This is a genomic window from Streptomyces sp. NPDC015220 (genome assembly GCF_043079345.1).
Taxonomy (GTDB): domain Bacteria; phylum Actinomycetota; class Actinomycetes; order Streptomycetales; family Streptomycetaceae; genus Streptomyces.
This window is the reverse complement of sequence record NZ_JBIBUK010000011.1, coordinates 22,734-48,274: the sequence shown is the minus strand read 5'-3', so window position 1 is coordinate 48,274 and position 25,541 is coordinate 22,734. Positions and strand designations below refer to the sequence as shown.

Below are 25,541 nucleotides of genomic sequence, written 5' to 3'. Positions count from 1 at the left end.
CGAGCGGTCGGCCGGCGGCCCGGTGCCTCCGTCGTCTGCCCGCCCACTCCGCGCCCATCGTATGTTCGATCGTCCGGCTCCGCTCGGCACCCGCGGCCGGCCCCGGACCGTGCGCGGGGCACACCGGTGCGACATGCGGGACGCGGCATGGGGAAGACTGGGCCCGGACCAGATCCACTGGTGGGAACACGGAACAGGGAGGCGGACGGCATGACGAGGCCGATCACGGCAGGGGTGGACGGATCCCGGGAAAGCCTCGCCGCGCTGGCGTGGGCGGGCCGGGAGGCCGAGCGCCGCGGGCTGCCGCTGCGCGTCGTGCACGCCTGGCGCTTCGAGACGCACGACGCCTTCGACCTCGGCGACCGGGACACCCAGCGACAGTGGGCGCACGACTCGGTCGCCGCTGCGGCCCGTGACGTCGCCGAGCGCCACCCGCGGCTGACCGTCACCACCGACGCCGTGGAGGACGGCGCCGTGGAGGCGCTGGTCGCCGCGGCGGCGGACGCCGAGACGCTGGTCCTCGGCTCGCGCGGGCAGGGCCCCCTCATCGGCTTCCTGGTCGGCTCGGTCGGGCAGCAGGTGATCGCCGAGGCCGCCCGGCCCGTCGTCCTGGTCCGGGCCGGCGACGAACCCGCCGCCGAGGCCGCGGGCCGGGAGGTCGTCGTCGGCCAGCACGGCGGCCCCGACGACAGCGCCCGGACCCTGCGGTTCGCCTTCGAGAGCGCCGCCGCCCGCGGCGCCACCGTCCGGGCGGTGCGCGCCTGGACCCTGCCGCCGGTGTTCGCCTACAGCCCCGGCTCGCTGAGACTGCTCGACGAGGCCGGCGGTCTGGAGCCGTACGAGAAGAAGGCGCTGGCCGAGGCGCTCGCACCGCTGCGCGAGCGCTTCCCCGACGTCCCCGTCGTCGAGCACGTGGAGATGGGCAGCGCGGGCCAGGTGCTGCTGACCGCGGCCGAGCGCGCACAACTGGTGGTCGTGGGCCGCCGGGCCCGCCGTACGGCGGTGGGCGCTCGGATCGGCTCGGTCGCGCACGGGGTGCTGCACCACGCCGGCTGCCCGGTGGCCGTCGTCCCGCACACCTGACCCGCGCCCGCCCTCACTCCGGCGTCGTCGGCTCCAGCGTCTCGCGTGCCCTGGGCAGGATGTTCTTGACGTAGTCGGCGACGGCGGTGTCGAGGCCGATGTCGTGCTGCGCCCGCTCGGACAGGTACCAGCGGTGCTCCAGCAACTGGTGGTACAGCTCGGCCGGGTCCATGGTGCCGCGCAGTTCGCGCGGCACCGCCCGCACGGTGGGCCGGAACACGTCCCGCACCCAGCGGTGCGCCAGCACCTCCGGACGGGCGGCGAGGGGATCGCCCGGGGCGTAGTCGTCCTGGGTGGCCATCCAGCTCTCCAAGTCGGTCAGCAGCCGCCGCGCCTGGTTCTCCTCGGTGTCCAGGCCGGTGAGCCGCAGCAGTTGCCGCTGGTGGTGACCGGCGTCGACGACCTTGGGCACGAAGGTGACCGTGTCGCCGTTGGAGGAGGACTCGATCTGCATCTCGGCGACGTCGAAACCGAGGTCGTTGAGCCGTCGTATCCGGCGCTCGATGTAGTGGTACTTGCCCGCCGGGTAGACCGAGGTACGGGTCAGTTCCTGCCACAGTCCGTGGTACCGGGCGCAGATCTCCGCACCGAACTCGATCGCGTCGACCGAGGGGTGCAGCGCCCCGGACGCCTCCAGGTCCAGCAGCTCGCCGCTGATGTTCACGCGGGCGAGGTCCAGGTCGTACTCCCGCTGCCCGGTGCTCAGTTGCGGGTGCAGGTCGCCGGTCTCGGCGTCGACCAGGTAGGCGGCGTACGCGCCCGCGTCGCGCCGGAAGAGCGTGTTGGACAGCGAGCAGTCGCCCCAGGCGAACCCGGCCAGGTGCAGCCGCACCAGCAGCACGGCCAGGGCGTCCATCAGCCGGTGCATGGTGACCGGGCGCATGGTGGTCTCGAACATCGAGCGGTACGGCTGCGAGCCGCCCAGGTGCCGGGTGATCAGCACCGGCTCCAGCGGGGCCCCCGCGCGGTCGGTGCGCCCGGTGACCACGCCGAGCGCGTCCACCGCGGGGATGCCGAGCCGGTCCAGGTCGCGCAGCAACTCGTACTCGCGCAGGGCCGGCCGTTCGGCGAGCTCCTTCACGGCGACCACCTCGTCGCCGGCGCGGGCGTAGCGCACGACGTGCCGGGAGATGCCGCGCGGCAGCGGCACGAGGTACTCCTCGGGCCACTCCTCCAGCGGCGTCTCCCACGGCAGCGCGAGCAGGAGGGCGGGGTGCTCCGGATTGGTGGCGCTGATCTGCAAGGCCATGGCCGAAACCTTAGAGGGCGCCGTCCCGGGCCCGCCGTGCGGCCTGCCCGACCGGGCCCCGGTGCACGGGCCCGTGCCCGGGCAGCAGCACGTCGGCGTCGAGCTCCTCCAGTACGTCCAGCGAGGCCAGCGCCCGGGCGCGTTGGTGGTGGAACATGTCGGGCAGCAGCTGCGGCCCCTGGACCCGCGAGGTGGGATGGCCGCTCACCAGGGCGTCCCCGGAGACCAGCACACCCGCCTGCGGCAGGTGGAACACCGTGTGACCCAGGGTGTGACCGGGGGTGTGCACCGGCACGGGCCGCCCCGGCAGGTCCAGCGGTCCGGCCGCCGGCAGCGGCTCGGGCTCGGCGACGGGGACGTGCGCGGTGCCGCCGGAGCGCACCGCGTGCACCGCCCAGGGCAGCACACCCGGCCGCCAGCCGTTGCGCAGCACCTGCCCGAGGGTGACCTGGTGCAGGAACTCCCGCCGGGCGTGCGGTACTTCGGCCTCGTGCAGACGTACCGGGGTGCCGTAGGTCTCGCGCAGGTACTGGGCGGAGCCCAGATGGTCGTTGTGCGCGTGGGTGATCAGCACCGCCGCCACCGCCTCAGCGGAACCGCCCACCGCGGCCAGCGACGCGAGCACCTGCTGCCGGTCCCCGGGATACCCGGTGTCGATGAGTGTGACCGCGTCGCCCTCGGTGAGGATCACCCAGTTGGTGTTGCTGCCGTGCACCAGATAGGTGCCGTCGGCCACTTGCTGCACGCCCGCCCGCATCACGTCTCTCCCGCGTCCCCGGATGGCTGTCCGTCGAGGGACAGCAAACCAGACGCGGACCGGTCGCAGGAGCGCGGGCGGCCCGCCCGGCCGGCTCCGGCCTACTCCGGCCGGCCCAGGGGGAGCCGGGCGATCCGGGCGGTCCGGCAGTCCGGACGGTACCGACCCGGCAAGCGCCGGGCGGTGCCGGCGCCGGCCCACGCCGCCGGCGCCCGGGGCACGGGGCGGTGAGGCACGGGGCACAGGGCACGGGGCGACGGGGCACGGGGCGACGGGGTGACGGGGCCGCCGTCGGTGGTGGCCCGCCGACGGCGGCCGGGCGTCTCGTGTCGGTCCGGGCGGTGCCGACCGGCGGGGTTCCGGCCGCGGTTGTCGGCGCCGGTATTCGTGCCTGAGACGTACAATCCCGGTCGCGGTATGAGGAGGTACCACAGTGCCGGTCACCGACGAGGCGATCGAGAAGATCAAGGCGATGATCGTCGACGGCGAGCTGCGCCCGGGTGAGCGGCTGCCCAAGGAGGCCGACCTGGCCGAGCGGCTGGGACTGTCCCGCAACTCCCTGCGGGAGGCGGTCAAGGCGCTCTCGCTGATCCGGGTGCTCGACGTGCGCCAGGGCGACGGGACGTACGTGACCAGCCTGGAGCCGGACCTGCTGCTGGACGCGCTCGGCTTCGTCGTCGACTTCCACCAGGACGACACGGTGCTGGAGTTCCTCGAGGTCCGCGGGATACTGGAGCCGGCCGCCGCCGCCATGGCCGCCCGGGCGATGCCGGACGAGGACGTCGCCAAGCTGCAGGAGGTGCTCGACCGTCTTCCGCCGGATCCGTCGCTGGAGGAACTCGTCGCGAACGACCTGGAGTTCCACCGCCTGATCGCCGCCGGCGCCGGCAACCCGGTGCTCTGCTCCCTGATCGAGGGGATCTCCGGTCCCACCGCGCGGGCGCGGGTCTGGCGCGGGCTCACCGAGGAAGGCGCGGTGGAACGCACCCGCGAGCAGCACGCCGCGATCCGCGCGGCCATCGCCGGCCGGAACCCCCAGCTGGCCCGGTCCTGGATGACGGTGCACGTCGCCGGCGTCGAACAGTGGCTGCGCGGCACCCTCGGCGGGAGCGGCTCCGCGCTCTGACGGGCGCCGGGCCGACGGGCGCCGGATCGACAGGCGCCGTGCCGCGGGTGTCGCGGCGGCGCCCTCCCCGCAGGAGGGGGAAGCCGTGTTCCACGGCAACGCGATCCGCGTCCACCTTTGATCTTGGCCAGTGCTCCGGTCTTCAGGCCGGATGGTGAAGGCCGTCTCGGAACTGTTCTGACCTGCGCATGAGCACGGGTCCGCGGTCGCCCCGCCGCACCGGAACCGCCGGGCCCCCTGGCCCGCGGCTCCCGGTCCCACCCGGGGGAGCACGCCTCGTGGGTCACAGACGGACCACGACGAGGGCGACGTCGTCGCGGCCGCCGCCGGCCACGCCCAGGCCGGTCAGCAGGGTGTCCGCCAGTTCCTCGGCCCCCAGCCCGCGGTACCGGGCGAGGACGCCGATCAGGCGGTCGAGACCGGTGTAGATGTCCTCCTCGCGGCGTTCGATGAGTCCGTCCGTGTAAAGGACCAGGGTGTCGCCGGGGCGGTAGTGGATGCTGGCCTGCGGACGGGGCACGTGCCGGGGGCGGGCGCCCAGCGGCGGGTCGGTCGCCTGGTCCAGCAGCTCGAACCGGCCGTCGGCGTGGGTCAGCACCGGTGGCGGGTGGCCGGCGCTGCTGTAGCTGATCAACCGGCTGCGCCGGTCGACGATCGCCTTGAACGCGGTGGTGCCCAGGGCGTCCTCGATCGAGCGGGAGTACAGCCCGAGGACCTCCAGTGCCTGCGCCGGACGTTCCAGGGCGCGGATGGCCGCCGACAGCGCGCTGCGCAGCATGCCCATCACGGCGGCGGCCTCCAGGCCGTGGCCGATGACGTCGCCGACGGCCAGGGCGAGCCGGTCGGGCGGCAGGTCGACCACGTCGTACCAGTCACCGCAGACGTTCAGCGAGCCGGTCGCCGGCAGGTAGCGCACCGCGATGTCGTGCGGGTGGTGCGCCAGGTCCGGGGCGTGCAGCATGGCCTCCTGGAGGGTGACGGCGACCTCCCGCGCGCGGGTGTGGGCCAGCAGCAGTTCCTCGTTCAGGCGCTGCAGCTCCCGCGCCCGGGCGTACAGCTCGGCCTCCAGCGCCTGGGACACCTCCAGGCGCTCGGCCACCAGGATGTCGGCCGGCTGGCCGGTCTGGTGGGCCCGGACGAACTCGGTGACGTCCTCCACCCGGTGGATGATCCACGCCACCTGCCCGTCCGGTCCCAGCACCGGGGTGTTCACCGGGGACCACCACCGCTCCTCGGACACCCCGGGCCGGCCCGTCAGCGGGACGTCGTACCGCTGCAGCGCCAGCGTGTCGGGCCGGCGGGTGGCCAGCACCCGGTCCAGCGAGGTCCTGAGGTTGCGCACCCCGTCGGCGTCCGGGGCGTCCGGGTGGTCGGGGAACACCTCGGACACGTGCTGACCGACCAGATCGTCCCGGCTCCGGCCGGTCGCCGTCAGATAGGCCCGGTTGACGTCCGCGATCACCAGGTCCGGACCGATCACCATATAGGGGTTGGGAATGGCGGCGAACAGCGCCGCGTGATCGACCTGCGCTGCCATACCACCGCTCCTGTTCACTCTCACGAGTGGCCCGCTTCCCAACCTAGGCTCCGCCCGCCGACCGCGCCCGCCCCGGTCGCCCACCCGGGCGCCCTCCGCCGGCCCCCGCGCGGGACCTTCGGGACCGAGGCGGCGCCGCCGGGCCCCTGGCGGGCCGAGAGCTGTCGCGGGAGCGTGTGCCGCGAGCCGGTGAGAGGCTGGATGCGGGGTGTCCTGCGCGCACCCGCCGCAGGGAGGTGGAGACCATGCCGCGCACCGTCACCGTCGGCCTCGATGGCTCGGCCGAGAGCCGGGCCGCCGTCGAATGGGCGGCACGGGAGGCCAAGCTGCTCGGGCTGCCGCTGAGACTCCTCCACGTCTGGCAGCCCCTGACACAGGCGCCGCTCCTCGGCGCCGAGACGGAGCAGGACTGGACCGAGCAGCTGTTCCGGGAAGTCGCCGACGGTCTGCGGGTGCGCCACACCGGCGTGGAGGTGGTCACCGAACACGCGGCCGGCCGGCCGGTCGAAGTTCTCTGCCAGGCCGCGAGGGAAGCCGAACTGCTGGTGCTGGGCTCCCGGGCGCTCGGCGGCGTCGGCGGCTTCGTCGTCGGCTCCGTCGGCCTGTCGGTGGTGGCGCACGCGGAACGGCCCGTCGTCCTGGTCCGCGCCGGGGAGCAGGCCGCCGACGAGCACGAGAGCGTCCCCGCCGCAGGGCCGTCCGGCGCGTCCGCCTTCCGGCCCGTCGTGCTGGGGCTGGACACCAGCAGCCCGGACGAGGACCTGATCCGGTTCGCCTTCGACGCGGCGGTGCGCCGTGCCACGTCGCTGCGCGTGGTGCACGGCTGGCACCCGCCGGCCTACTTCGGGCGCAGCATGGCCGCCGACGCCGAACTGCACGCCTCGACGGGCGCCGGCGAGGCCACCGCGCTGAGCCGGGTCCTGCGGGACTGGCGGCACAAGTACGCGGACGTGGCGGTGACCGAGGACGCGCGCTCCGGCAGCGCCGCGCAGCTCCTGGTCGAAGCCTCCCGTACGGCCTCCCTGGTCGTCCTGGGCCGGCGGGTGCGCCGCAGGTTGTTCGGCACCCACATCGGACATGTCGCGCACGCCGTCCTGCACCACGGCGTCGCTCCGGTCGCGATCGTCGCGCACGACTGAGATCCCGTCCCGAGCCGCCCCGACGGCGCCCGGCGCGTACCCCTCGGTGGTGCCCGCGTTCGCGGCCCGCGCCGCGTCGACGGCCGTGGCCGCCGACGCGGCGCGCCTCACGGGAGCCGCCTCACGGGACGCGCGGCTCCGGGCCGGCGGAACCCCCGCCGTCCTCGGTCCCGTGCTCAGCGGCCGGGGGTGGAGGTGACCGAGGTGTCGGGGCCCTCCTGCATGGCGGTGACCGATGTGGCCCGGCCGGCGGGGGCGCCGTCGGCCAGGATCATCGCCTTGGCCCGCGCGAACTCCTCGTCCGTGATCTCGCCGCGGGTACGCAGGTCGGACAGCCTGGCCAGTTCGTCGACGCGGCTTCCCGAGCCGCCGCCCGCGGTCTCGCGGATGTAGTCGTTGAAGGCCTCCTGCTGCTTGCGCGCCTGGGCGATCTCGCGGCGGCCCATGCTCCTGCCGCGGGCGATGACGTAGACGAACACGCCGAGGAAGGGCAGCACGATGCAGAACACCAGCCAGCCGGCCTTGGCCCAGCCGTTCATGGTGTCGTCACGGAAGATGTCGGTGACGACACGGAAGAGCAGGACGAACCACATGATCCACAGGAAGAACCACAGCATCGTCCAGAAGGCGCTCAGCAGCGGATAGTCGTAGGCGAGATACACCTGGCTCATTTCTCCACTCCCTTTCGGGGTCCGACCCGGAGTCGTCCTCTTCTCGCTCTCGGCGTTTCCTTCCGGTCTCAGCGTGCGCACGGCAAGCGCCGGGCGCCTCACCCGGGACGGGTGACCGTGCCGGGGCGGTGGTGCGCCGGCCGACGCCCGGCACCGGCTCGCTCGATACCGGGAGCCGCGGGGCCGGCCGCTCGCGGGCGTCGCCGCGCCGGTGCCGGCCGACGCGCCGGAGCCGCCCCCGGCGGTCCTGCCTGGCCACACACCCCGCGCGGTGGGCCGTGCGCGGTCCCGGGCGCGACGCAATGCCGTCCGGGTCCGAGCCGGGCCGCTTCCGGTCCGGGCCGGTCGATGTCCGGTCCGAGCCGGACGGCATTCGGACCGAGCGGGACCGTACGTCCGGGTCCGGCTCACTCCGGCACGCGGCGCATCTCCAGGAGCCGCAGGCCCAGCGACTGGCAGCGGACCAGGAGCCCGTACAGGTGGGCGTCGTCCACGACCGGGCCGAACAGGATCGTCTGACCCGACACCAGCACATGGTCGAGCTCCGGGAACGCCTTGGCCAGCGTCTCCGACATGCGCCCCTCGACGCGGATCTCGTACCGCATCAGCTGCTCTCCCGCGGTGACTCGGGAACGGACGACCCCCTGCCGGCGATCGTGCGCCCAAGCCGGTCGCCGGGCCTCACCCCGTGCAGGTGATAGGAGCCGGCGGGCCCCGTCGGCGCGCACCCGGGGCCCCGGGCCCGCGCGGCGCTCGGAACGGGACCGCACGACCCTTCCGATACACCGGTGTATCGGATACGTTCCCGTATCGAACGCGGAGACGGACAGGGGGGCGGAGATGACGATCGAGCCGGCGGCCGGGCGCGTCACCAGGGGCAGGGCGCGGACCCGGGCCAACCTGCTCGACGCCGCCTTCCGGGTCTTCGCCGCCAAGGGCTTCGGGCGGGTCTCCATCGAGGAGGTCTGCGAGGCCGCCGGATACAGCCGGGGCGCCTTCTACTCCAACTTCGCCACCCTGGACGAGCTGTTCTTCGCCCTCTACCGGGAGCGGGCCGAGCTGATCGCCGACCAGGTGGCCGGCGCGCTCGCCACGGACGGCCCGGACCTCGACGTGCCCGCCGCCGTGGACCGGGTCACCGAGGTGCTCCTGCTCGACCTCGACTGGCTCCTGGTCAAGACGGACTTCCTGGCGCACGCAGCCCGGGACCCCGCCGTCGCCGGGACCCTGCTCGCGCACCGGGCCCGGCTGCGCGGGGCCGTCGCCGACCGGCTGGCCCGGGCCCACGGTCGCACTCCGCTGCCCGCCGTCCTCGGCGACGCGGACGGCGCCGCCCACGCGGTCGTCGCCGCGTACGACGGAGTCACCACCCAACTGCTGCTGGACAGGGACGTGGAGGGCGCCCGCGCCTGGCTGGGGCGGTTGCTCACCGCGCTGCTCACCGACGGCCGCGGCGAACCCGTACGAGAAGACTGAGGAAGGAGACGGTCGCCATGGACGCGGACGTCATCGTCGTCGGGGCCGGACTCGCCGGCCTGGTCGCCGCGCACGAACTGACCAGCCGGGGCCGCCGGGTCGCCCTGGTCGACCAGGAGAACGCCGCCAACCTCGGCGGGCAGGCGTACTGGTCCTTCGGGGGCCTGTTCCTCGTCGGCTCCCCGGAGCAACGGCGCCTGGGCGTCAAGGACTCCTTCGAACTGGCCTGGAGCGACTGGCAGGGCAGCGCGCGGTTCGACCGCGTCGAGGACGAGGACTCCTGGGCGGTCCGCTGGGCGCGCGCCTACGTCGAGTTCGCGGCGGGGGAGAAGCGGTCGTGGCTGGCCGGGCACGGCATCACGTTGCTGCCCACGGTCGGCTGGGCCGAGCGCGGCGACCTCAGGGCCGGCGGCCACGGCAACTCCGTGCCGCGCTTCCACATCGCCTGGGGCACCGGCACGGGCGTGGTGGAGCCGTTCGCCCACCGGGCGGGGCAGGCCGCGCGCGACGGGCTCCTCACCTTCCACCACCGGCACCGGGTGGACGAACTCGTGGTCGAGGGCGGTGCGGCGCGCGGGGTGCGCGGCACGGTCCTCGCGGAGGACGACTCACCCCGGGGCGTGGCCTCCAACCGGGACGCGGTCGGCGAGTTCGAACTCACCGCCCAGGCCGTGATCGTCACCACCGGTGGCATCGGCGCCGATCACGACATCGTGCGCCGCTTCTGGCCCGAACGGCTCGGCACCCCGCCGTCGGAGATGGTCACGGGCGTCCCGGCCTACGTCGACGGCCGGATGCTGGACATCAGCGCCGAGGCCGGCGTACGACTGGTCAACCGCGACCGGATGTGGCACTACACCGAGGGCGTCGGGAACTGGAACCCCGTCTGGCCGGGCCACGGCATCCGCATCCTGCCCGGCCCGTCCTCCGTCTGGCTGGACGCCCTCGGCCGCCGGCTGCCCGACCCCTGCCTGCCCGGCTACGACACGCTCGGCACCCTCAGGCACCTGCGCACCACCGAGGACATCGCCGGTCACGACCACTCGTGGTTCGTGCTGACCCGGAAGATCGTCGAGAAGGAGTTCGCCCTGTCGGGCTCCGAGCAGAACCCCGACATCACCGCCAAGGACCGCAAGGCGGTGCTGCGCGACCGGCTGCTCGGCAAGGGCGCCCCGGGACCGGTACGCAACTTCCTGCGGCACGGCGCGGACTTCGTGGTCGCCGACACCCTGGAGCAGCTGGTCGGGAAGATGAACGAGCTGACCGACGAGCCGCTGCTGGACGCCGCCGTCGTACGCCGCCAGGTGGAGGCCCGCGACCTGCAGATGGCCAACCCCTACAGCAAGGACGCCCAGGTACAGGGCATCCACAACGCCCGCCGCTACATCGGCGACCGCCTCGGCCGGGTCGCCGCCCCGCACCGCCTCCTCGATCCGGCGGCCGGCCCGCTGATCGGCGTCAAACTGCGCATCCTGACCCGCAAGACGCTCGGCGGCATCCAGACCGACCTGGACTCCCGCGCGCTCGGCGTCGACGGGCGGCCCGTCGACGGCCTCTACGCGGCGGGCGAGGTGGCCGGCTTCGGCGGCGGCGGCGTGCACGGTTACAACGCCCTGGAGGGCACCTTCCTCGGCGGGTGCCTCTTCTCGGGACGGGCCGCGGGGCGGGCCGCGGCCGGGCAGACCGCCTGAGCGGGGGTCCGCGCCCGCCGACCGGCGGGTCGGTCCGTGGAACGGGGAGCGGCCGGCCCCACGGCCGACGGGGCGGTCCGAGGAAGGACAGGGCCGGTCCCACGGCCGGCGGGCCGCCTCGGCGGGTGACACGGCCCGCCGAAGCGGCCGGAAACGCGGCCGATCACGGGCGGAGCGCTCCTACTCTGTGTGCGTTGTTCACGCGCCACCCCCTACCTCCGAGGAGAGCACGTGACGCCACCCCCGAACCGGTCCGCCGGAACCGCACGCGCCACGGCCCGGCGCCGCCGAGCCGTGGCCGCCGCCGTTCCGGCCGCCGTCGCGGCGCTGCTCGCGGCCGGCGGTCCCTCGGCCGCCGGTCCCGTGCCCGCCGTGCGCGCGACGGCCGCGACCACCGGCTCCCCAGGCGCCGGCGACCCCTACTTCCCGCTCGCCGGCAACGGCGGCTACCACGTCGAGCACTACGACCTGAGACTGCGCTACGACCCGGACAGCGGACACCTGGACGGCACCGCGGTCCTCACCGCCCGCGCCACCCGGCGCCTCACCCGCTTCGACCTCGACCTGACGGGCCTGAAGGTCACCGGGCTCACGGTCGACCGGCACGCGGCGGCTCACCGGCGCGACGGCCAGGAGCTCGTCGTCACCCCGCGCACCGCGCTGCCCGAGGGGCACCGGTTCCGCGTCACCGTCGCCTACAGCGGCACCCCCCGACCGGTCGCCGACCCCGACGGCTCCCGGGACGGCTGGATCCCCACGGACGACGGCGCCTTCGTCGCCGGGGAGCCGCAGGGCGCCATGACCTGGTTCCCGGCGAACAACCACCCGACGGACAAGTCGTCGTACGACTTCGCCCTCACCGTCCCCGAAGGGCACACCGCGGTCGCCAACGGCCTCTACCTGGGCAGCCGCACCGGCGGCGGCCGCACCACCTTCCGCTGGCGCCAGACGGAGCCGATGGCCGCCTACCTGGCCACCGCCACCGTGGGGAGGTTCCAGGTCGAGCGGTACACCACCGCGGACGGCGTCCAGGTCTTCAACGCGGTCGACCCGCGCGAGGCGGACGACGCCGCCTCGGTGCTGAGGCGACTGCCCTCGGTGCTGGAGTGGGAGAGCCGACTGTTCGGCCCCTACCCCTTCCGGGCCGCGGGATCCGTCGTCGACCACGCGCCGCACGTCGGGTACGCGATGGAGACGCAGAGCAGGCCCCTGTACGACTCCGCGCCCAGCCTGGGCACCCTGGTCCACGAGAGCGCCCACCAGTGGTTCGGCGACTCCGTCTCCGTCACCCGCTGGAAGGACATCTGGCTCAACGAGGGCTTCGCGACCTACACCGAGTGGCTCTACACCGAACAGCACGGCGGCCGCAGCGCGCAGACGCGGTTCGACGCGCTGTACGCCCGCCCGGCGGGCGACAGGCTGTGGGCGTTCCCGCCCGGTGACCCCGGCGGCGGCGCGAACATCTTCGCCGACGCCGTCTACAACCGCGGCGCCATGACGCTGCACGAACTGCGCGGGGCGGTCGGCGATCCGGCGTTCTTCCGGATCCTGCGCGCCTGGGCCTCCGGCCACCGCCACGGCAACGGCACCACCGCCCAGTTCACCGCCCTGGCGGAGCGGATCTCCGGCAAGGACCTGGACGGACTGTTCCACACCTGGCTGCTCGCCGGGGGCAAGCCGGACACCCCCTGAGGGCGCGGAGAACCTCCCGGCCGCGGGCGGCCGGGGCGTCGGCGCCCCGGCCGCCCGGCGCCGACGCGCCCGGAGCACCCGCGGCGGAGCCGAGCGGCCGCGAGGAGTGATCCCCCACTGATTCCGGCGGTCGCACACGGGGTACCCCGAGCGCCTGAGCAAGAGGGAGATCACGACATGAGCGCATCGGAGGACCTGCGGACCGTGCACTCGCTGGCCGACCTCGTCGGTCTCGTCGGACACCACCGGGGTCTGTACGTCCGCTGGTCGCGCGGCCCCGCGACCGACCTGGGCGCCACCTCCAGCACCGATGAGCTGACCGGCGTGGCCATGCCGGGGCTGTCGGCCAATCCGCTCGACGTGGAGAAGTGGTGGCAGGACCGGTCCGTGGAGTTGTGGGTGGCGCGCCGGCTGTACGACTACGCGCACCTGCCCCACGACAAGGGGCCCGGCGTACGGCCGTGGGTCCTGAAGGGACGGGAGACGGGCCGGGGCCCCGACAACGAGCCCCTGGTCGTCGACGTGGAGCCGATGTGCTGGATCGATTCCGGCGTCATCGAGGAGGCACGGACGCAGGTCACCCGGCAGGAGGCGCGGTGGGGGACCCTGCGCCGCTCGGGCGGCTGACGGGCCCGCCGGCCAGGGCGGCCGGCATCCCGCACCTGCCGCCTGCCGCCTGCTGCCTGCCGCCTGCCGCCTGCCTCCTGATGCCTGGCGAAGGCCGCCCGCCGGACACCGGCGTAGGCGGCCGGCCGCCGGTGGTCCGCCGTGCCGCCGGGATCCGGTCGTGCGGGGGCCCCGCCCGGATGATCGGATGATCCGGACGGGGCCCCCGCGCGGGCGGCCGGTGTTCGGCCGGGAGCCGGAACGGTCAGCCCGAGCGCCGACGGGCCGCTGCGCGCCGCCGCTTGAGCGAGCGCCGTTCGTTCTCGCTCGTACCGCCCCACACCCCGATGGCCTGGTCCGTGTCGAGCGCCCACTCCAGACATTGTTCCTGGACGGGACAGCGACGGCACACCGCCTTGGCCTGCTCGGTCTGCAGCAGCGCCGGACCCGTGGTGCCGATCGGGAAGAAGAGGTCGGGGTCCTCCTGGCGGCAGGCGGCGTGGTCTCGCCAGTTGTCCATGAAAGTCACCTGCGATCGAAAGTCGTCCGTGCCCTTGTCAAGTGCGTACTCGGCTTCGGGTCACCGGCCGGCGCGGGGCGAAACAGCACGGTTCCGCGCGTGGCGGACCTTCGCAGAATCCCCACAGGAGGGCCGTCCGGCGTCCGGATCCCCGCCGTCCGGGCCCCGCGCACGAGTTCGAACGGCACAGTCGGTGCTGCGATAGTGAACCCGGACAGAAAGATGTAGCGAGCAACCAGGAAGCCCGTGGACACCAGCGACACCACCGAGAGCAGTACCACAGCGCAGGCGGCCGACCAGGGACCGGCCGACGCCGGCCGGCGCGGCTGGCGCCGCTGGGCCATGGACACCCGCCCCCTGCGCCGGCCCGCCTTCCGCCGGCTGTGGACCTCGACCATCGTCACCGCCGTCGGCAGCCAGCTCACCGCCGTGGCCGTGCCCAAGCAGATCTACGACATCACCGGCTCCTCGGCCTGGGTCGGCTACGCCAGCCTGGCGGGCCTGCTGCCGATGGTCGTGTTCGCGCTGTGGGGCGGAGCGGTCGCCGACACGGTGGACCGCCGCAAGCTGTTGCTGGTCACCAACATCGGCATCGCCGTCACCTCGCTGCTGTTCTGGTTGCAGGCCCTCACCGGGCTGGACTCCGTGGTGGTGCTGATGGTGCTGCTCGCCGTGCAGCAGGCCTTCTTCGGACTGAACTCCCCGGCCCGCAACGCCTCCATCGCCCGTCTGGTCCCCGAGGACGAACTCCCCGCCGCCAACGCCCTGGGCTCGACGGTCATGCAGACCGGGCTCGTGGCCGGACCGCTGCTCGCCGGCGCTCTCATACCCGTCATCGGGCTGCCCGAGCTGTATCTGGTCGACGCCGTGGCCCTGTGCGCCACGGTCTGGGCCGTGCTGCGGCTGCCGGCGCTGCCGCCCCTGAACGGCTCCGCCGCCCGCCGCGCGGGTGTGCGCGAGGTAGCCGCCGGCTTCCGCTACATCTCGGGCCACAAGGTGCTGCTGCTGTCCTTCCTCGCCGACATCGTCGCCATGGTCTTCGGCATGCCCCGCGCCCTCTTCCCGCAGCTCGCCGCGGAGACCTACGCCCCCTACGGCGAGGGCCTCGCGCTGGGCCTGCTGTTCGCGGCCGTTCCCATCGGCGCCGTGATCGGCGGCCTGTTCTCCGGGACCTTCTCCCGGGCGCGCCGGCACGGCTGGATGGTCATCGGCGCGGTGACGGCCTGGGGGATCGCCGTCGCCGGATCCGGGGCGAGCCGGAACCTGTGGATCGCCGTGGCGTTCCTGGCCGCCGCCGGAGTCGCCGACATGGTCTCCATGGTCTTCCGGGGCGCGATCCTGCTGTCCGCCGCCACCGACGAGATGCGCGGCCGGATGCAGGGCGTCTTCACCGTCGTCGTCGCGGGCGGACCGCGCCTGGCCGACGTGCTGCACGGCACGGCCGGCTCGGCCCTCGGCCCGCGCGCGGCCGTCGTCGGCGGCGGCCTGCTCGTCGTCGTCCTGACACTCGGCCTGGCGACGGCCGCGCCGGCGCTGCGCCGCTACCGCGTCTGAGCCGGCCGCGGGCCGCCGGCCCGGGGGCCGTGGGCGCCGGCCCCGCGCCCCTACAGCCCGCGCCGGGTGATCGTGTACTGCTCCAGGAGGCGGCCGCGGGTCACTTCCAGCCGGTGGGCGAGGATCTCGGCGACGGTACGCACCAGGGACAGCCCGAGCAGCGGGTCCTCCACCGACAGGGCCAGCACCGCGGGTCCGTCGAACTCGTAGGCCCGCACCTGGCTGAAGGACTCCGCCCCGAAGTCCCAGCGGTAGGGCGGGAACAGCCAGGACCAGCCGAGCAGGTCGCCCGCGCCGAGGCTCGCCACGGTCACCCGGCGGGTGGCCGTGACCTGCTGGTCGAGGTGGACGGCGCCGGAGCGGATGACCCAGAAGCGGTCGGCCGTGCCGCCCGATTCGAAGATCCTGGTGTCCTCGGGGAAGGACACCTCCTTCGCGAGCTCCATCAGGCGTTCGCGCTGCTTGTGGGGGAGGGCGGTGAGCAGTTTTATCGCTTTGGTCATGACCCGGGGCTCCTCGCCGGCGATGGGATCCGCGCATGTGCCTACGCCCATTTCAGCCGCTGCGGGCCACCCGGGCACCTCGGCGGAGCCGACTTCCGCCCGCCGCGCCGCGGAGCCGTCCGGGGACTTCGGCCGGGGGCGTGGCCGGTGCGGGCGGCCGGACCGGGGCGCGGTCCGGGAGGGCGTGAAAAAGCCCTGGCTGGACGGGGGAAGCCAGCCAGGGCCGTATGCGGCGGCGTACGGGGGATCGTCCGGATCGACCCCGTCGCCGCGTATGGATGAACCGTAAACCATCTCCGTCCGATTCGCTCAGCCGGAAGCGGGTCACGTGACCGGTTTCACTCGCTTTCACCCGGCATCCGCCACCACCCTGACCGTGCTCAGCCCGGGATCGCTGGGGTCCGGGAGGTTCATGCCCGCGGCCCGGCCGCCGACCAGGTAGCGCAGCACCGGTTCCGTCAGGCGCTCACCCGGCAGGACGGCCGGGATGCCGGGCGGGTAGGGCGTGATGATCTCGGCCGCGATCCGGCCGGCGGCCTCGCTCGCCGGCACGTCCTGAGCGGGTCCGAAGAAGGCGTCCCGCGGCAGCAGCTCCTGGGCCATCCGCAGCTCCGACGGCTCCGGCACCTCCACCCCCGGCCCCGGATCGAGGTCCGGCGCCGCGGCCGACAGGTCCTTCAGCGCGGCCAGCAGCTCGGCGGCCGTCTCCCGGTCGTCGCCGTGGGTGATCTGCGCGCCGATCCGGCGGTGGTCGGTCAGGTGCGCGTCCACGTTCCGGTGTTCCCGCAGCCAGTCGGCGGCCCGGTAGCCGGTGATCCCGAGGCCGGTCACGTCGATGACCACGGGCAGCGGGTCGAAGTCGTCGGCGAGCCCGGGGCCGCAGAAGTCGTCGCGGTCGTTCACGTGCAGGCCGTCGATCTCCTCGATCCCGGACCGGACCAGGCCGCACAGCTCCAGGGCGCCGTCCATGATCTTCCGTCCGCGCAGCGCCATCTGACGCCGCCAGCCGTCCAGTCCGGCGTAGATCAGCACCGAGGGGCTGGTGGTGCCCAGCAGGTCCGCGCGCGTCTTGAGCAACGCCGGCGTCACCAGGTCGCCCCGCAGATGGAAGACGGAGCCCTGTTCGAGCCCGCTGCCCATCTTGTGGATGCTCGTCACACAGATGTCGGCGCCCGCGTCCATGGCCCAGGACGGCAGATCCGGATGGAAGGGCAGGTGCGCGCCCCACGCCTCGTCCACGATCAGCGGCACCCCGCGCCGGTGGCAGACCTCGGCGACCGACCGCAGGTCCGCGCAGGCGCCGTACGGGGTGGGGCTGGTGATCAGCGCGCCCTTGGCGTCCGGGTGCGCGGCGAAGGCCCGCTCGAAGTCGTCGGCCGACGGGGGATGGGCGAGGTGCCGCTCGGCGTCCCAGCGCGGGTCCACCCAGACGGGCTCGATGCCGGACAGGACCAGACCGGAGGCGACCGACTTGTGGGCGTCCCGGCCGATCAGCAGCTTCTCGTGCGGGCCCGCGACCGCCAGCATCGCCGCCTTCACCGACAGGGAGCTGCCGCACGTGGTGAAGAACGTGTGCTCGGCGTGCACGGCGTCCGCCATCAGCTCCTCGGCCCGTTGCAGCACGCGCCCCCGCATCAGCCGGTCGTCCAGGCCGCCCGAGGCCAGCACGTCGCCCAGGAAGACGGCGTCCCCCAGGATCTCCCGCACCGCGGGATCGGCGCCACGGGCCTGCTTGTGCCCGGGAGGCGTGAAGGACAGCCGGCCGGAACGGCGGTAGTCGAGGAGTGCTTCCAGAACCGGAGCTCGGGTGTGATCGGCAACCATGACGAATCGCCTGTCCCGGCTCGCGTCCTTTATTCGGACGGACCGCCGGATCCGTCCGGGAATCGTCCCCGCGGGGCACGCCGCCGGGTCCGCGCGGACCTCGCGCCTCCGCACGGAACACCGGCCGTGTTCGCCCGCGCCCCCGGCGCGCCGGCCCGGCGCACCGCACCCCGGGCCGGCACGCCGGAGGGCGCGGGGCGGCCCGCCCCCTGTCAGTCCCCGCCGTGCCTGCCGGGGGTGAGGATCTCGTCCAGCACCCGCAGGACGGCCTCGTAGGCGACCACTCGTCCGGCGGCCTCCCGGGCCGCGTCCGCGTCGTCCGTCCCCGGGTCGTCACGGCGGCTCCGCCACCGGCGCACCTCCTCCTCCGCGCAGCCCCTGGCCCGCTGGATGCGCCGCAACAGTTCGTCCGAGTCCACCACTTCGGTCATGCCGTTCGCGTACCCGCTCGACGCGCTCCGATGGCTGTGGGCGGCGTCTGTCCGGCGGGCGGGGATGTTTCGCGGCGCCCGGAGGGGCTAGCCGGACACTGAGACCCGAGAACGGCACGGCGTCCGGCCCCGCGCCCCACGCGCCGCGGCCGCCCCGGACCCGCGCGGCGCGGGTCGCCCGCCGGTCCGGGCCGTCTTCTTCACCATCCTGGGAGCGAGGAGATGTGCGAGAAGCACAGGACCACCCCCCTGGTCGAGCCGCCGTCCGCCGTGGGCCGGAGGCGGTCCCAACCGTGCAAGCCGGCCGACGCCCGCCGGGCGGTGGAACGCGCGATCAGCGAATGCTGCCGGGCCGGGCACGCCCCGTGCGACGAGCACGCCGTCTCCGACGCCCAGCTCGTCGCCTCCGAACTCACGACCAACGCCATCCTGCACGGTGGCGGGGTGACCGACTTCCACGTCGACGTCCTCGGACCGGACGTGCGCGTCTGCGTGAGCGATCGCAGCGACCGGCTGCCGGTGGCACGGCCCCCGGTGGACCGGCAGGGACGGCGCCGGATGGGCGGCCGGGGCTGGCCGATCGTGTGCCGGCTGGCGCGTGACGTACAGGTGTGCGACCTGCCTTCCGGAGGCAAGTGCATCAGCGTCGTGGTGCCGCTGACCTGACCCGGCGGTGGCGTACCCGACCGGGAGGTTCTCGGGGCTCGCGACCGCCCGCCGCGGGGGAGCGTTGCGCGCTGCAAAGAACTCGGTGAACCGGAGTTTGTCGCTCCAACGCCCGGGCAGACGGAATCTCGTGCTTCGGACCGGAGGCGCGCCAGCGGGAGCGGTTTGGCTGCTTCGGAGGCCCCCGGCTCGACCGGAGATCGCCGGAGACCCCACACCCCCCGCGGTACATACCTGAAACCACCGTTCAGGAGCGATTCCGCATGCTCATTGACATGGCGACAAGCCATCCCGCCACCCCCGGAGAACAGACCACCGACGAGACCTCCGGGCAGCGCGCCGACCGGACCGCCCCCGCGCGGCGGCCGCACGACGACGCCCCGGACACCGCGGCGCTCTTCCGGCGCCTCGCCGAACTCGAGGACGGTCCCGAACGGGACGGTGTGCGCGACGAACTGGTCACCGCCTGGCTGCCCATGGCCCACCGCATCGCCGGCCGCTTCCGCGACCGCGGCGAGTCCATCGAGGACCTGCGGCAGGTGGCGGCGCTGGGGCTGGTGAAGGCCATCGACCGGTTCGACCCGGACCGCGGCGCGTTCGAGAGCTACGCGGTGCCGACCATCACCGGCGAGGTCAAGCGGCACTTCCGCGACCGGATGTGGGCGCTGCGGGTGCCCCGCCGGGTGCAGGAACTGCGCAACAAGGTGCGCGTCGCGCGCCGTGAGCTCACCCAGAACCCCGGCAGCCCGGAGCCCTCGGTCGCCGCCGTCGCCGCCCACACCGGGCTGACCGAGGAAGAGGTCAACACCGGCATGGAGGCGCTGGACAGTTTCAGCACCCTGTCCCTGGACGCGGAGATGTCGGCCGGCGACGACGGCTACAGCCTCGCCGACACCCTCGGTGCCGCGGACTCCTCCTACGACGTCGTCGTCGACCGGGAGTCAGCCAAGGAAGGGCTGCGCAGGCTTCCCGAACGCGAACGAGCCATCCTCTACATGCGCTTCTTCGAGGACATGACGCAAAGCCGCATCGCCGACCGGCTGGGCATCTCGCAGATGCACGTCTCCCGGCTGATCAGCCGCAGCTGCGCGCGCGTCCGCGACGAGGTGCTGGCCGAGCGGTCGAACCGGCGCGGCGGCGGATCCCGGACCACGGCCTTCTGAGCAATTCCCGCACGACATCCATGGAGAGTGACCGAGTGCTGATGCCCCACCCCGAGTTCCTGCGCAAGCTCGTGGACGAGTACGAGACGGCGCTGGCCGAGGAGAGCGTGACCGCGGCCGGCGTGCGGAACACCCGAGCGCAGGACCTGGCCTACACCTTGTGCGTGTCCACCGGAACCCGCGACGTGGGACCGGCCCTGGAGGCGGCCCGCCGGATGCTCGCGGCCGCCGGGACGGACATCGGCGCCCGTGTGACGGCCCGCCGTGAGCAGGTGCCGGCCCGCCGCGATCGCGAGCCCACGGCGGCCGCGATGACCGCCTGACTCTCCCCCTGACGCGTGGTCCCTGACGGCGACCGCCGCACTGCCCGGTCGTTCGCCGCCTGTGCGATTCCCCGGCCGCCCGGACACGACCCGCGCCGGCCGACCGTGTTTCCCCCGGACCGGCCGTGCCCGCTGCCCGTATGCGCCTCAGCGCGCATACGGGCAGTGCTGTGTGTGCCCGGGCGTGTGACCGGCCGCGGCCGGGGCATCCGCATGGCCGGAGGTGGCGATGGAGACGAGTGCCATGACCCGGCCCGGACGGTTCCGGGCCCGGCGGGCGGCGAGGGGCTCGATGACGGAGGGGGCCGCGCGGGCGGGGCTGGCCGCACGGGGGGTGATCTACCTGCTGGTCGGTGTGCTGGCGCTGCGGGTCGCCTTCGGCGAGGGCGAGGAGCAGGCCGACCGCAGCGGAGCGCTGGCGACGATCGCGGACAAGCCGTTCGGCGCCGTGCTGCTGTGGGCGCTCGGCGCCGGTCTGGTCGGCATGGTGCTGTGGCGGCTGTCCCAGGCGGTGTTCGGCTCCTCGGGGCCGGACGGCCGCAAACCGGGCAAGCGGTTCCTGGCGGTGGTCCGGTGCGTCTTCTACGTCTTCGGCGCCTGGTCCGTGCTGTCGTTCGCGGCGGGCTCCGGCGGCGGCCGGTCGAGCGACCAGCAGTCCCGCGACCTGACGGCCAGGGCCCTGGCCGTGCCCGCCGGGCAGTGGTTCGTCGGCGCTGTCGGGGCCGGCATCGCCGTGGCGGGCGTGTGGATCGGCGTACGCGCGGCGATGCGCTCCTACCACGACAAGCTCAAGCTCGGCGAGCTGTCCCCGAGGGTCCGCCGGCTGGTGGACGTCACCGGCGTCGGCGGCGGCGTGGCGCGGGGCCTGGTCTTCGCGGTGGCCGGCGCCTTCGCGGTGCGGGCCGCCGTCGACTACCGGCCCCAGAAGGCGAAGGGGCTCGACGACACCCTGCGCTCGTTCGCCGACACCCCGTTCGGCCCGTGGCTGCTGGTGCTGGTCGCGGCCGGTCTGGTGCTGTTCGGCCTGTTCTCCTTCGCGCTGGCCCGCTGGCGCCGCGTCTGACGTTCCCCGGGCGGGGAACACGGTGCAGATGAACGAAAACGAGCTTCCGCCCGAGGACCGGGCCGTGGAGGTGTACCTCGACCTACTGCGGGTCCGGATGCCCGAAGAGGACTACGAACTCCTGCTCACCGTCGTCGATCCGGTCCTGCAGGCCATCCACGAGCATGGCGAGCAGGGCGTGCCGACGACGGACTTCCCGCTGGACGGCCCGCAGGCCCAGGGCCTGCCCCAGCAGGTGAGGGACGAGGCGGCCCTGGTCATCGCCACCGCGGTCACCGGCAGACTGGACAACGAGCTCGTGGTCCTCGACATCGAGGAGACCGGCCCGGTCCGGGTGGTCACCGACGCCGCGACCGCCTCGGACCCGGCCCGTCTGACCGAGATCGCCGACTACATCCGCGACCGCCACCGGGACACCGAGGAACTGCGGGGCATCGCCGAGGCGAGCGACCTCCCCACGGACTTCTGACCGCCCGGCCCGGTACGGCACCCGCCGCCGGCCACGCCTCCCCGGCGGCCCCGGGCCGGGCGGGCGCGCCCGGCCCCCTCACTTCTTCGGCGTCGGCACCGGCACGCCCAGGGGACGGGCCAGACCGACCACCGCCTCGTCCAGACGCTGCAGATGACGCAGCACCCGGTCGGTGATCCGGCCGTAGCGGGGAGTGCCGGGCGTGCCGCCGGTCTCCAGCAGGGACGCGATGCTCGGTCCCGTCTCGACCTCGGCGCCGGCGTGCTCGTCCGCCACGTGCGCGGTGAGCGCCGCGATGTTGTGGGTGATACGGCCGCAGGCCCGCCGCAGCCGCGGATCCGCCGCGATCGAGGGATGAGTGGGCAGCAGTTCCGCGGTCGCCGCCAGTGACCGCGCGTGGTAGGCGCAGGTCTCCAGCAGCGCGAGAAGGTACTGCGCGGTGTTGCGCCGGGCCCTCAGCGGGGTGATCGGATGGGTCAGCGGCTGGACGGCGGAACGCAGGTCGGCCAGCGCCTGGTCGAGGTCGCGCGCCTGGTCGAGGAGGTCCGTCTCCACTCCGCCGCTCAGTTGCTCGACGGCCGCCCCGGTGACGTCGGCGAGCCGCTCCAGCACCGTGACCAGCAGTTCGTTCGTACGGCGGTCGGTGCGCACCGGGAGCACCACCGCGGCCGCGATGATCCCGCAGGCCGCGCCCAGCGCCGTCTCCTCCACGCGCAGCACCAGCACCGCCAGGCTGTAGGTGTGCAGCAGGGTGTAGAGCAGCCCCAGCGCCGCGGTGACGAAGAAGGACATCAGCGTGTACGACAACGGGGCCGTGTAGAACATCGCGAAGACGAACAGCAGCACCAGCAGCATGGCCGGCCAGGTGTGCGGCCCGACCAGTCCCGCCAGCACGATGCCGGCGACCACGCCGAGCACGGTGCCCAGCAGCCTGCGGTAGCCCTTGACCAGGATCTCGCCCGTGGACGAGGTGTTGATGAAGACGATCCAGCAGGTCAGCACCGCCCAGTACCAGCGCTGACTGGACAGGAACTCGCCCCCGACGATGGCCAGCGACGAACCCAGCGCGACCTGCACCGCGGCCCGCGTGGTGGGCCGCCGCAGGCCGGTCGGGACCTCCTCCCGGACCCGCTCGCCCGCCTCCGCGCCCGCGATGGCGGCGTCCTCGGCGTCCAGCTCCTCCCGGGAGCGGGTGGTGGCGGGCGTGTCGTCGGACTCGTCCTGCGGCCCGCCCAGCGCGACCCTGAGTCCCAGCACGGCCCGCGAGGCCTCGCCGATCCCCCGGAAGACGTCCTGCACGGCGACCGAGGCGGGCGGCAGGTTCTCCTCCTCGCGGTAGCCGAGGAGCCGGTTGCGCAGGTGCGGCATTGCGGTGCCGCCGCCCTCCCCGGCGGGCCGCAGCACCAGCATCCGCAGCGCCCGCAGATCGCGGCGCAGGATGTCGGTCGCCTCCTCGCGCATCGGCAGCCGGCCGCCGGTGGGCAGGGAAGCACCGGGCAGGTGGAGGGTGAGGGTGTCCGCCCGCTCGCTGCTGCGCGCGTTCAGCAGCAGCAGCCCGAGCCGCTCGGCGGCGATCTCGGCGCCCGCGATGCGCCGCTGCACCAGCCGGGCCACGGACTCGTCCGAGGTTCCGTCCTGGAGCCGGCCCTGGATCATCATGGCCGTCTCGTGCAGCCGGGCGGTGCCCTCGCGCACCGACTCCACGGCCCTGTCCACCTGGTCGGGCCCGGCGTCCAGCAGTTCGAGCTGTGCGGAGACCAACTGGGCCAGCCGCACCCGGAAGGCCTCGCGCAGCCGCAACAGGATGCCCGCCGGGGTCTCGTAGACGATCACGAAGCGCAGCAGGGCGCTGCACACGAAGGCGACCGTGAGGACGCCGTACAGCCCCGGCAGCGTCGCCGCGGTGGCGCCGACGAACAGGGACATGAAGTAGACCTGGAAACCGATCAGGCCGAGCGCGTTGCCCCGGTCGCCGAATCTGCGGCTGTAGACCGCGCTGAAGATCAGGACGACGAAGAAGACGTCACCGGCCACCACGCGTGAGTTGAGCAGCGCGCCCAGGGACACCGACGCCAGCGCCACGGGCAGGCCCAGGGCGAGCGTGACCGCCTGCTGCGGCCGCTGCTTCTCCCGGATGGCGAAGGTGGCCGCCATCGAGGCGATGGCACCGGCCACCAGGTGCGGGACGGGGGCGCGCAGCGCGGCCAGGACCGCGAGCGTCAGCGCGATCGAACCGGCCGTCCGGGACCCCGCGGCCAGCCGCAGCAGACCGGGATCGGACGCGGTCACGCGATCCCGCAGCCGTGCCCAGACCGACCCCTCCGCTGCACTCACGCCGTTGTACTCTCTCCCGATCCCCGTGATGATCCGCATCCCCAGCATCGCACGCACACCTGCGCCGGCACGCACCGGCGTCCGCCCCGGCCGGACCGCCCGTCAGCGCGCCGCGCCGGCCCGGCGCGGCCCGGCCGTGGCGGGCGGCGGCCGGCCCGTGCCACGTCACAGTGCCCGGGACCGCGTCCGTTCGACGTGCTCCCGCACCTGCTCCATGGTCATGTACGCGTCGGTGTATTCGAAGTCCTTCAGCTTGGCGGGCTTGCGGGCCTGGAAGCCGGTCCGCACGAAGTCGTCACCGGCCACCGCGTTCAGCAGCCAGTTCGTCGCCACCCTGGTCTTGGCCACGTTCGTGCGCAGCGCCCCCAGGTGGTAGCCGCGGGCCACCGCCTGGGCGGGCACCCCGCGCAGTTCCACGCCGAGCGGCTTGGAGACCGCGTCCTTGCCGCCCAGGTCGACGACGAGACCCAGATCCTTGTGCTCGTACGGCCGCATGGGCTGGTTGCGCAGGGTCGCGATCACGTTCTCGGCGACCTGCCTGCCCTGCCGCATGGCGTGCTGCGCGGTCGGCGGGCAGACCGCTCCGTCGCCCTTGGCCAGGTCCGGCACGGCCGCGGAGTCGCCCAGCGCGAACACACCGTCGTGGCCGGGCAGGCACATGTCGGCGTTCACCGCGAGCCGGCCCCTGACGGTCTCCGCGCCGAGGGTGGCGATCAGCGGACTGGCCACCACGCCCGCCGTCCAGATCAGGGTGCGGGTGGGCACCACCCGGCCGTCGGTGAAGGTGACCTCCTCCGGACCGGCCTTGGCGATGGACACCCCGAGGGAGACCTCGATGCCCCGTCGCCGCAGCACCTCCTGGGCGCTGCGGCCCAGCTTGTCGCCGAGCTCGGGCATCAGCTTCGGCGCGATGTCGATCAGGTGCCACTTGATCAGCGCCGGGTCAAGCCGGGGGTACCGCTTCACCGCGGCATGCGTCAGACGCTGCAGACAGGCCGCGGTCTCGGTACCGGCGTAACCGCCGCCGACCACCACGAACTGCAGCCGCGAGGCGCGCTCCGCCGGGTCGTCGCTGGCGTCGGCCAGATCGAGCTGCGAGATGACGTGGTCGCGGATGTACGCGGCCTCCGCGAGCGTCTTCATGCCGAAGGCGTGGTCGGTGAGGCCCGGGATGTCGAACGTCCGGGTGATGCTGCCGGGGGCCAGCACGATGTAGTCGTACGGCTCGTCGACGATGTGGTCGGTGATGGTGCGGATGACGCAGACCTTGGCCCTCAGGTCCACGCCGATGGCCCCGCCCGGGATGATCCGGGTGCGGTACTTCTGGCTGCGCCGCAGGGAGACGGCGATCGACTGGGGCGTCAGCACGCCGGAGGCGACCTGGGGCAGCAGCGGCAGGTAGAGCTGGTAGGCGAACGGCGTCACCAGGGTGACGTCGGCCTCGCGGGGAGAGAGCCTGCGTTCCAGACGGCGGACGCACTCCACTCCGGCGAAGCCTGCGCCAACCACCAGGATCCTGGGTCGTGTCACGGTGTTCATCCCTTCTGCGGCTCCAGGCGGTCTGCCTCGACGTCTTGCGCCTGCCCAGGACCGCCGCTTTCGCACCTCGTCGGTCCGGCCGTGCCGCCCGGCGGTCCGGCCGGCCGGGCACGAGGGCGGACCCG

The 25,541-nt window shown here is 73.9% G+C and carries 24 protein-coding genes; 13 read left to right on the top strand and 11 right to left on the bottom strand.

The genetic code is table 11. The annotated features are described in order from the left end of the window. Positions 1-210 precede the first annotated feature (210 nt). Positions 211-1,083 carry a universal stress protein gene (locus ACF061_RS21960; RefSeq protein ID WP_392268610.1) on the top strand — a complete coding sequence of 291 codons (873 nt, stop codon included), beginning with the start codon at positions 211-213 and terminating at the stop codon, positions 1,081-1,083. 13 nt (positions 1,084-1,096) lie between these two features. Here ACF061_RS21960 and ACF061_RS21955 read toward each other — a convergent pair whose 3' ends face one another. Both ACF061_RS21955 and ACF061_RS21950 read right to left on the bottom strand, forming a co-directional pair. After that, entirely contained in the window at positions 1,097-2,332 is a 1,236-nt protein-coding gene (locus tag ACF061_RS21955) for a DUF4032 domain-containing protein (protein ID WP_392268609.1), read from the bottom strand. Positions 2,333-2,342: 10 nt separating this feature from the next. Continuing rightward, a complete protein-coding gene (locus ACF061_RS21950; protein WP_392268608.1) occupies positions 2,343-3,089 on the bottom strand; it encodes an MBL fold metallo-hydrolase in 747 nt (248 codons plus the stop codon). Positions 3,090-3,522: 433 nt separating this feature from the next. Between ACF061_RS21950 and ACF061_RS21945 the strand changes: the two genes are divergently transcribed. Further along, positions 3,523-4,215, top strand: a complete 693-nt coding sequence (locus ACF061_RS21945; RefSeq protein ID WP_392268607.1) for a FadR/GntR family transcriptional regulator — start codon at positions 3,523-3,525, stop codon at positions 4,213-4,215. A 283-nt stretch (positions 4,216-4,498) separates the two neighbouring features. On the opposite strand, the gene ACF061_RS21940 is transcribed toward ACF061_RS21945, so the two are convergent. Further along, on the bottom strand, positions 4,499-5,752 hold the full coding sequence (locus ACF061_RS21940; protein ID WP_392268606.1) for a PP2C family protein-serine/threonine phosphatase: 1,254 nt from the start codon (positions 5,750-5,752) through the stop codon (positions 4,499-4,501). A 245-nt stretch (positions 5,753-5,997) separates the two neighbouring features. Between ACF061_RS21940 and ACF061_RS21935 the strand changes: the two genes are divergently transcribed. After that, positions 5,998-6,891 carry a universal stress protein gene (locus tag ACF061_RS21935; RefSeq protein WP_392268605.1) on the top strand — a complete coding sequence of 298 codons (894 nt, stop codon included), beginning with the start codon at positions 5,998-6,000 and terminating at the stop codon, positions 6,889-6,891. Between the two features lie 176 nt (positions 6,892-7,067). Here ACF061_RS21935 and ACF061_RS21930 read toward each other — a convergent pair whose 3' ends face one another. Together ACF061_RS21930 and ACF061_RS21925 are read right to left on the bottom strand one after the other, a co-directional pair. Then, positions 7,068-7,562: an SHOCT domain-containing protein gene (locus ACF061_RS21930; RefSeq protein WP_392268604.1), complete on the bottom strand. Its 495-nt coding sequence runs from the start codon at positions 7,560-7,562 to the stop codon at positions 7,068-7,070. A 407-nt stretch (positions 7,563-7,969) separates the two neighbouring features. Beyond that, positions 7,970-8,167 carry a hypothetical protein gene (locus tag ACF061_RS21925; protein ID WP_392268603.1) on the bottom strand — a complete coding sequence of 66 codons (198 nt, stop codon included), beginning with the start codon at positions 8,165-8,167 and terminating at the stop codon, positions 7,970-7,972. Between the two features lie 235 nt (positions 8,168-8,402). Here ACF061_RS21925 and ACF061_RS21920 point away from each other — a divergent pair, with 235 nt between their 5' ends. The 4 genes from ACF061_RS21920 (at position 8,403) to ACF061_RS21905 (ending at position 13,048) form a co-directional block, all read left to right on the top strand. Next, the gene (locus ACF061_RS21920; RefSeq protein ID WP_392268602.1) at positions 8,403-9,038 is read left to right on the top strand and encodes a TetR/AcrR family transcriptional regulator; all 636 of its coding nucleotides are present in this window, start codon (positions 8,403-8,405) and stop codon (positions 9,036-9,038) included. 17 nt (positions 9,039-9,055) lie between these two features. Further along, positions 9,056-10,729 (top strand): FAD-binding dehydrogenase, encoded by a 1,674-nt coding sequence (locus ACF061_RS21915; RefSeq protein WP_392268601.1) that lies wholly within the window; start codon positions 9,056-9,058, stop codon positions 10,727-10,729. Positions 10,730-11,023: 294 nt separating this feature from the next. Beyond that, positions 11,024-12,421: a M1 family metallopeptidase gene (locus ACF061_RS21910; protein WP_392268804.1), complete on the top strand. Its 1,398-nt coding sequence runs from the start codon at positions 11,024-11,026 to the stop codon at positions 12,419-12,421. Positions 12,422-12,598: 177 nt separating this feature from the next. Beyond that, positions 12,599-13,048, top strand: coding sequence for a DUF6098 family protein (locus ACF061_RS21905; RefSeq protein ID WP_392268600.1), 450 nt, complete (start codon positions 12,599-12,601; stop codon positions 13,046-13,048). A 244-nt stretch (positions 13,049-13,292) separates the two neighbouring features. Here the strand turns inward: ACF061_RS21905 and ACF061_RS21900 are convergent, their stop codons facing one another. Beyond that, positions 13,293-13,547, bottom strand: coding sequence for a WhiB family transcriptional regulator (locus tag ACF061_RS21900; protein WP_392268599.1), 255 nt, complete (start codon positions 13,545-13,547; stop codon positions 13,293-13,295). Between the two features lie 246 nt (positions 13,548-13,793). On the opposite strand from ACF061_RS21900, the gene ACF061_RS21895 reads away from it, so the two are divergent. After that, entirely contained in the window at positions 13,794-15,101 is a 1,308-nt protein-coding gene (locus ACF061_RS21895) for an MFS transporter (RefSeq protein WP_392268598.1), read from the top strand. A 50-nt stretch (positions 15,102-15,151) separates the two neighbouring features. Here ACF061_RS21895 and ACF061_RS21890 read toward each other — a convergent pair whose 3' ends face one another. The 3 genes from ACF061_RS21890 to ACF061_RS21880 all read right to left on the bottom strand — a co-directional run bounded on the left by ACF061_RS21890 (position 15,152) and on the right by ACF061_RS21880 (position 17,859). After that, a complete protein-coding gene (locus tag ACF061_RS21890; protein ID WP_392268597.1) occupies positions 15,152-15,604 on the bottom strand; it encodes a cyclic nucleotide-binding domain-containing protein in 453 nt (150 codons plus the stop codon). A gap of 348 nt (positions 15,605-15,952) precedes the next feature. Next, positions 15,953-17,428 (bottom strand): aminotransferase class I/II-fold pyridoxal phosphate-dependent enzyme, encoded by a 1,476-nt coding sequence (locus ACF061_RS21885; RefSeq protein ID WP_392268596.1) that lies wholly within the window; start codon positions 17,426-17,428, stop codon positions 15,953-15,955. Positions 17,429-17,640: 212 nt separating this feature from the next. Continuing rightward, positions 17,641-17,859 (bottom strand): 3-deoxy-D-manno-octulosonic acid transferase, encoded by a 219-nt coding sequence (locus ACF061_RS21880; protein ID WP_392268595.1) that lies wholly within the window; start codon positions 17,857-17,859, stop codon positions 17,641-17,643. Positions 17,860-18,081: 222 nt separating this feature from the next. Between ACF061_RS21880 and ACF061_RS21875 the strand changes: the two genes are divergently transcribed. The 5 genes from ACF061_RS21875 (at position 18,082) to ACF061_RS21855 (ending at position 21,543) form a co-directional block, all read left to right on the top strand. After that, positions 18,082-18,525, top strand: coding sequence for an ATP-binding protein (locus ACF061_RS21875; protein ID WP_392268594.1), 444 nt, complete (start codon positions 18,082-18,084; stop codon positions 18,523-18,525). Positions 18,526-18,788: 263 nt separating this feature from the next. Next, positions 18,789-19,688, top strand: coding sequence for a SigB/SigF/SigG family RNA polymerase sigma factor (locus tag ACF061_RS21870; protein ID WP_392268593.1), 900 nt, complete (start codon positions 18,789-18,791; stop codon positions 19,686-19,688). Positions 19,689-19,729: 41 nt separating this feature from the next. Beyond that, positions 19,730-20,011, top strand: a complete 282-nt coding sequence (locus ACF061_RS21865) for a DUF5133 domain-containing protein (RefSeq protein ID WP_392268803.1) — start codon at positions 19,730-19,732, stop codon at positions 20,009-20,011. Between the two features lie 229 nt (positions 20,012-20,240). Further along, the gene (locus tag ACF061_RS21860) at positions 20,241-21,074 is read left to right on the top strand and encodes a DUF1206 domain-containing protein (protein ID WP_392268592.1); all 834 of its coding nucleotides are present in this window, start codon (positions 20,241-20,243) and stop codon (positions 21,072-21,074) included. A 28-nt stretch (positions 21,075-21,102) separates the two neighbouring features. Then, a complete protein-coding gene (locus tag ACF061_RS21855) occupies positions 21,103-21,543 on the top strand; it encodes a hypothetical protein (RefSeq protein ID WP_392268591.1) in 441 nt (146 codons plus the stop codon). Positions 21,544-21,621: 78 nt separating this feature from the next. Here ACF061_RS21855 and ACF061_RS21850 read toward each other — a convergent pair whose 3' ends face one another. After that, positions 21,622-23,877, bottom strand: coding sequence for an FUSC family protein (locus tag ACF061_RS21850; protein ID WP_392268590.1), 2,256 nt, complete (start codon positions 23,875-23,877; stop codon positions 21,622-21,624). 165 nt (positions 23,878-24,042) lie between these two features. Continuing rightward, complete coding sequence (locus ACF061_RS21845) at positions 24,043-25,416, bottom strand: NAD(P)/FAD-dependent oxidoreductase (RefSeq protein WP_392268589.1); 1,374 nt, start codon at positions 25,414-25,416, stop codon at positions 24,043-24,045. Positions 25,417-25,541: the final 125 nt, after the last annotated feature.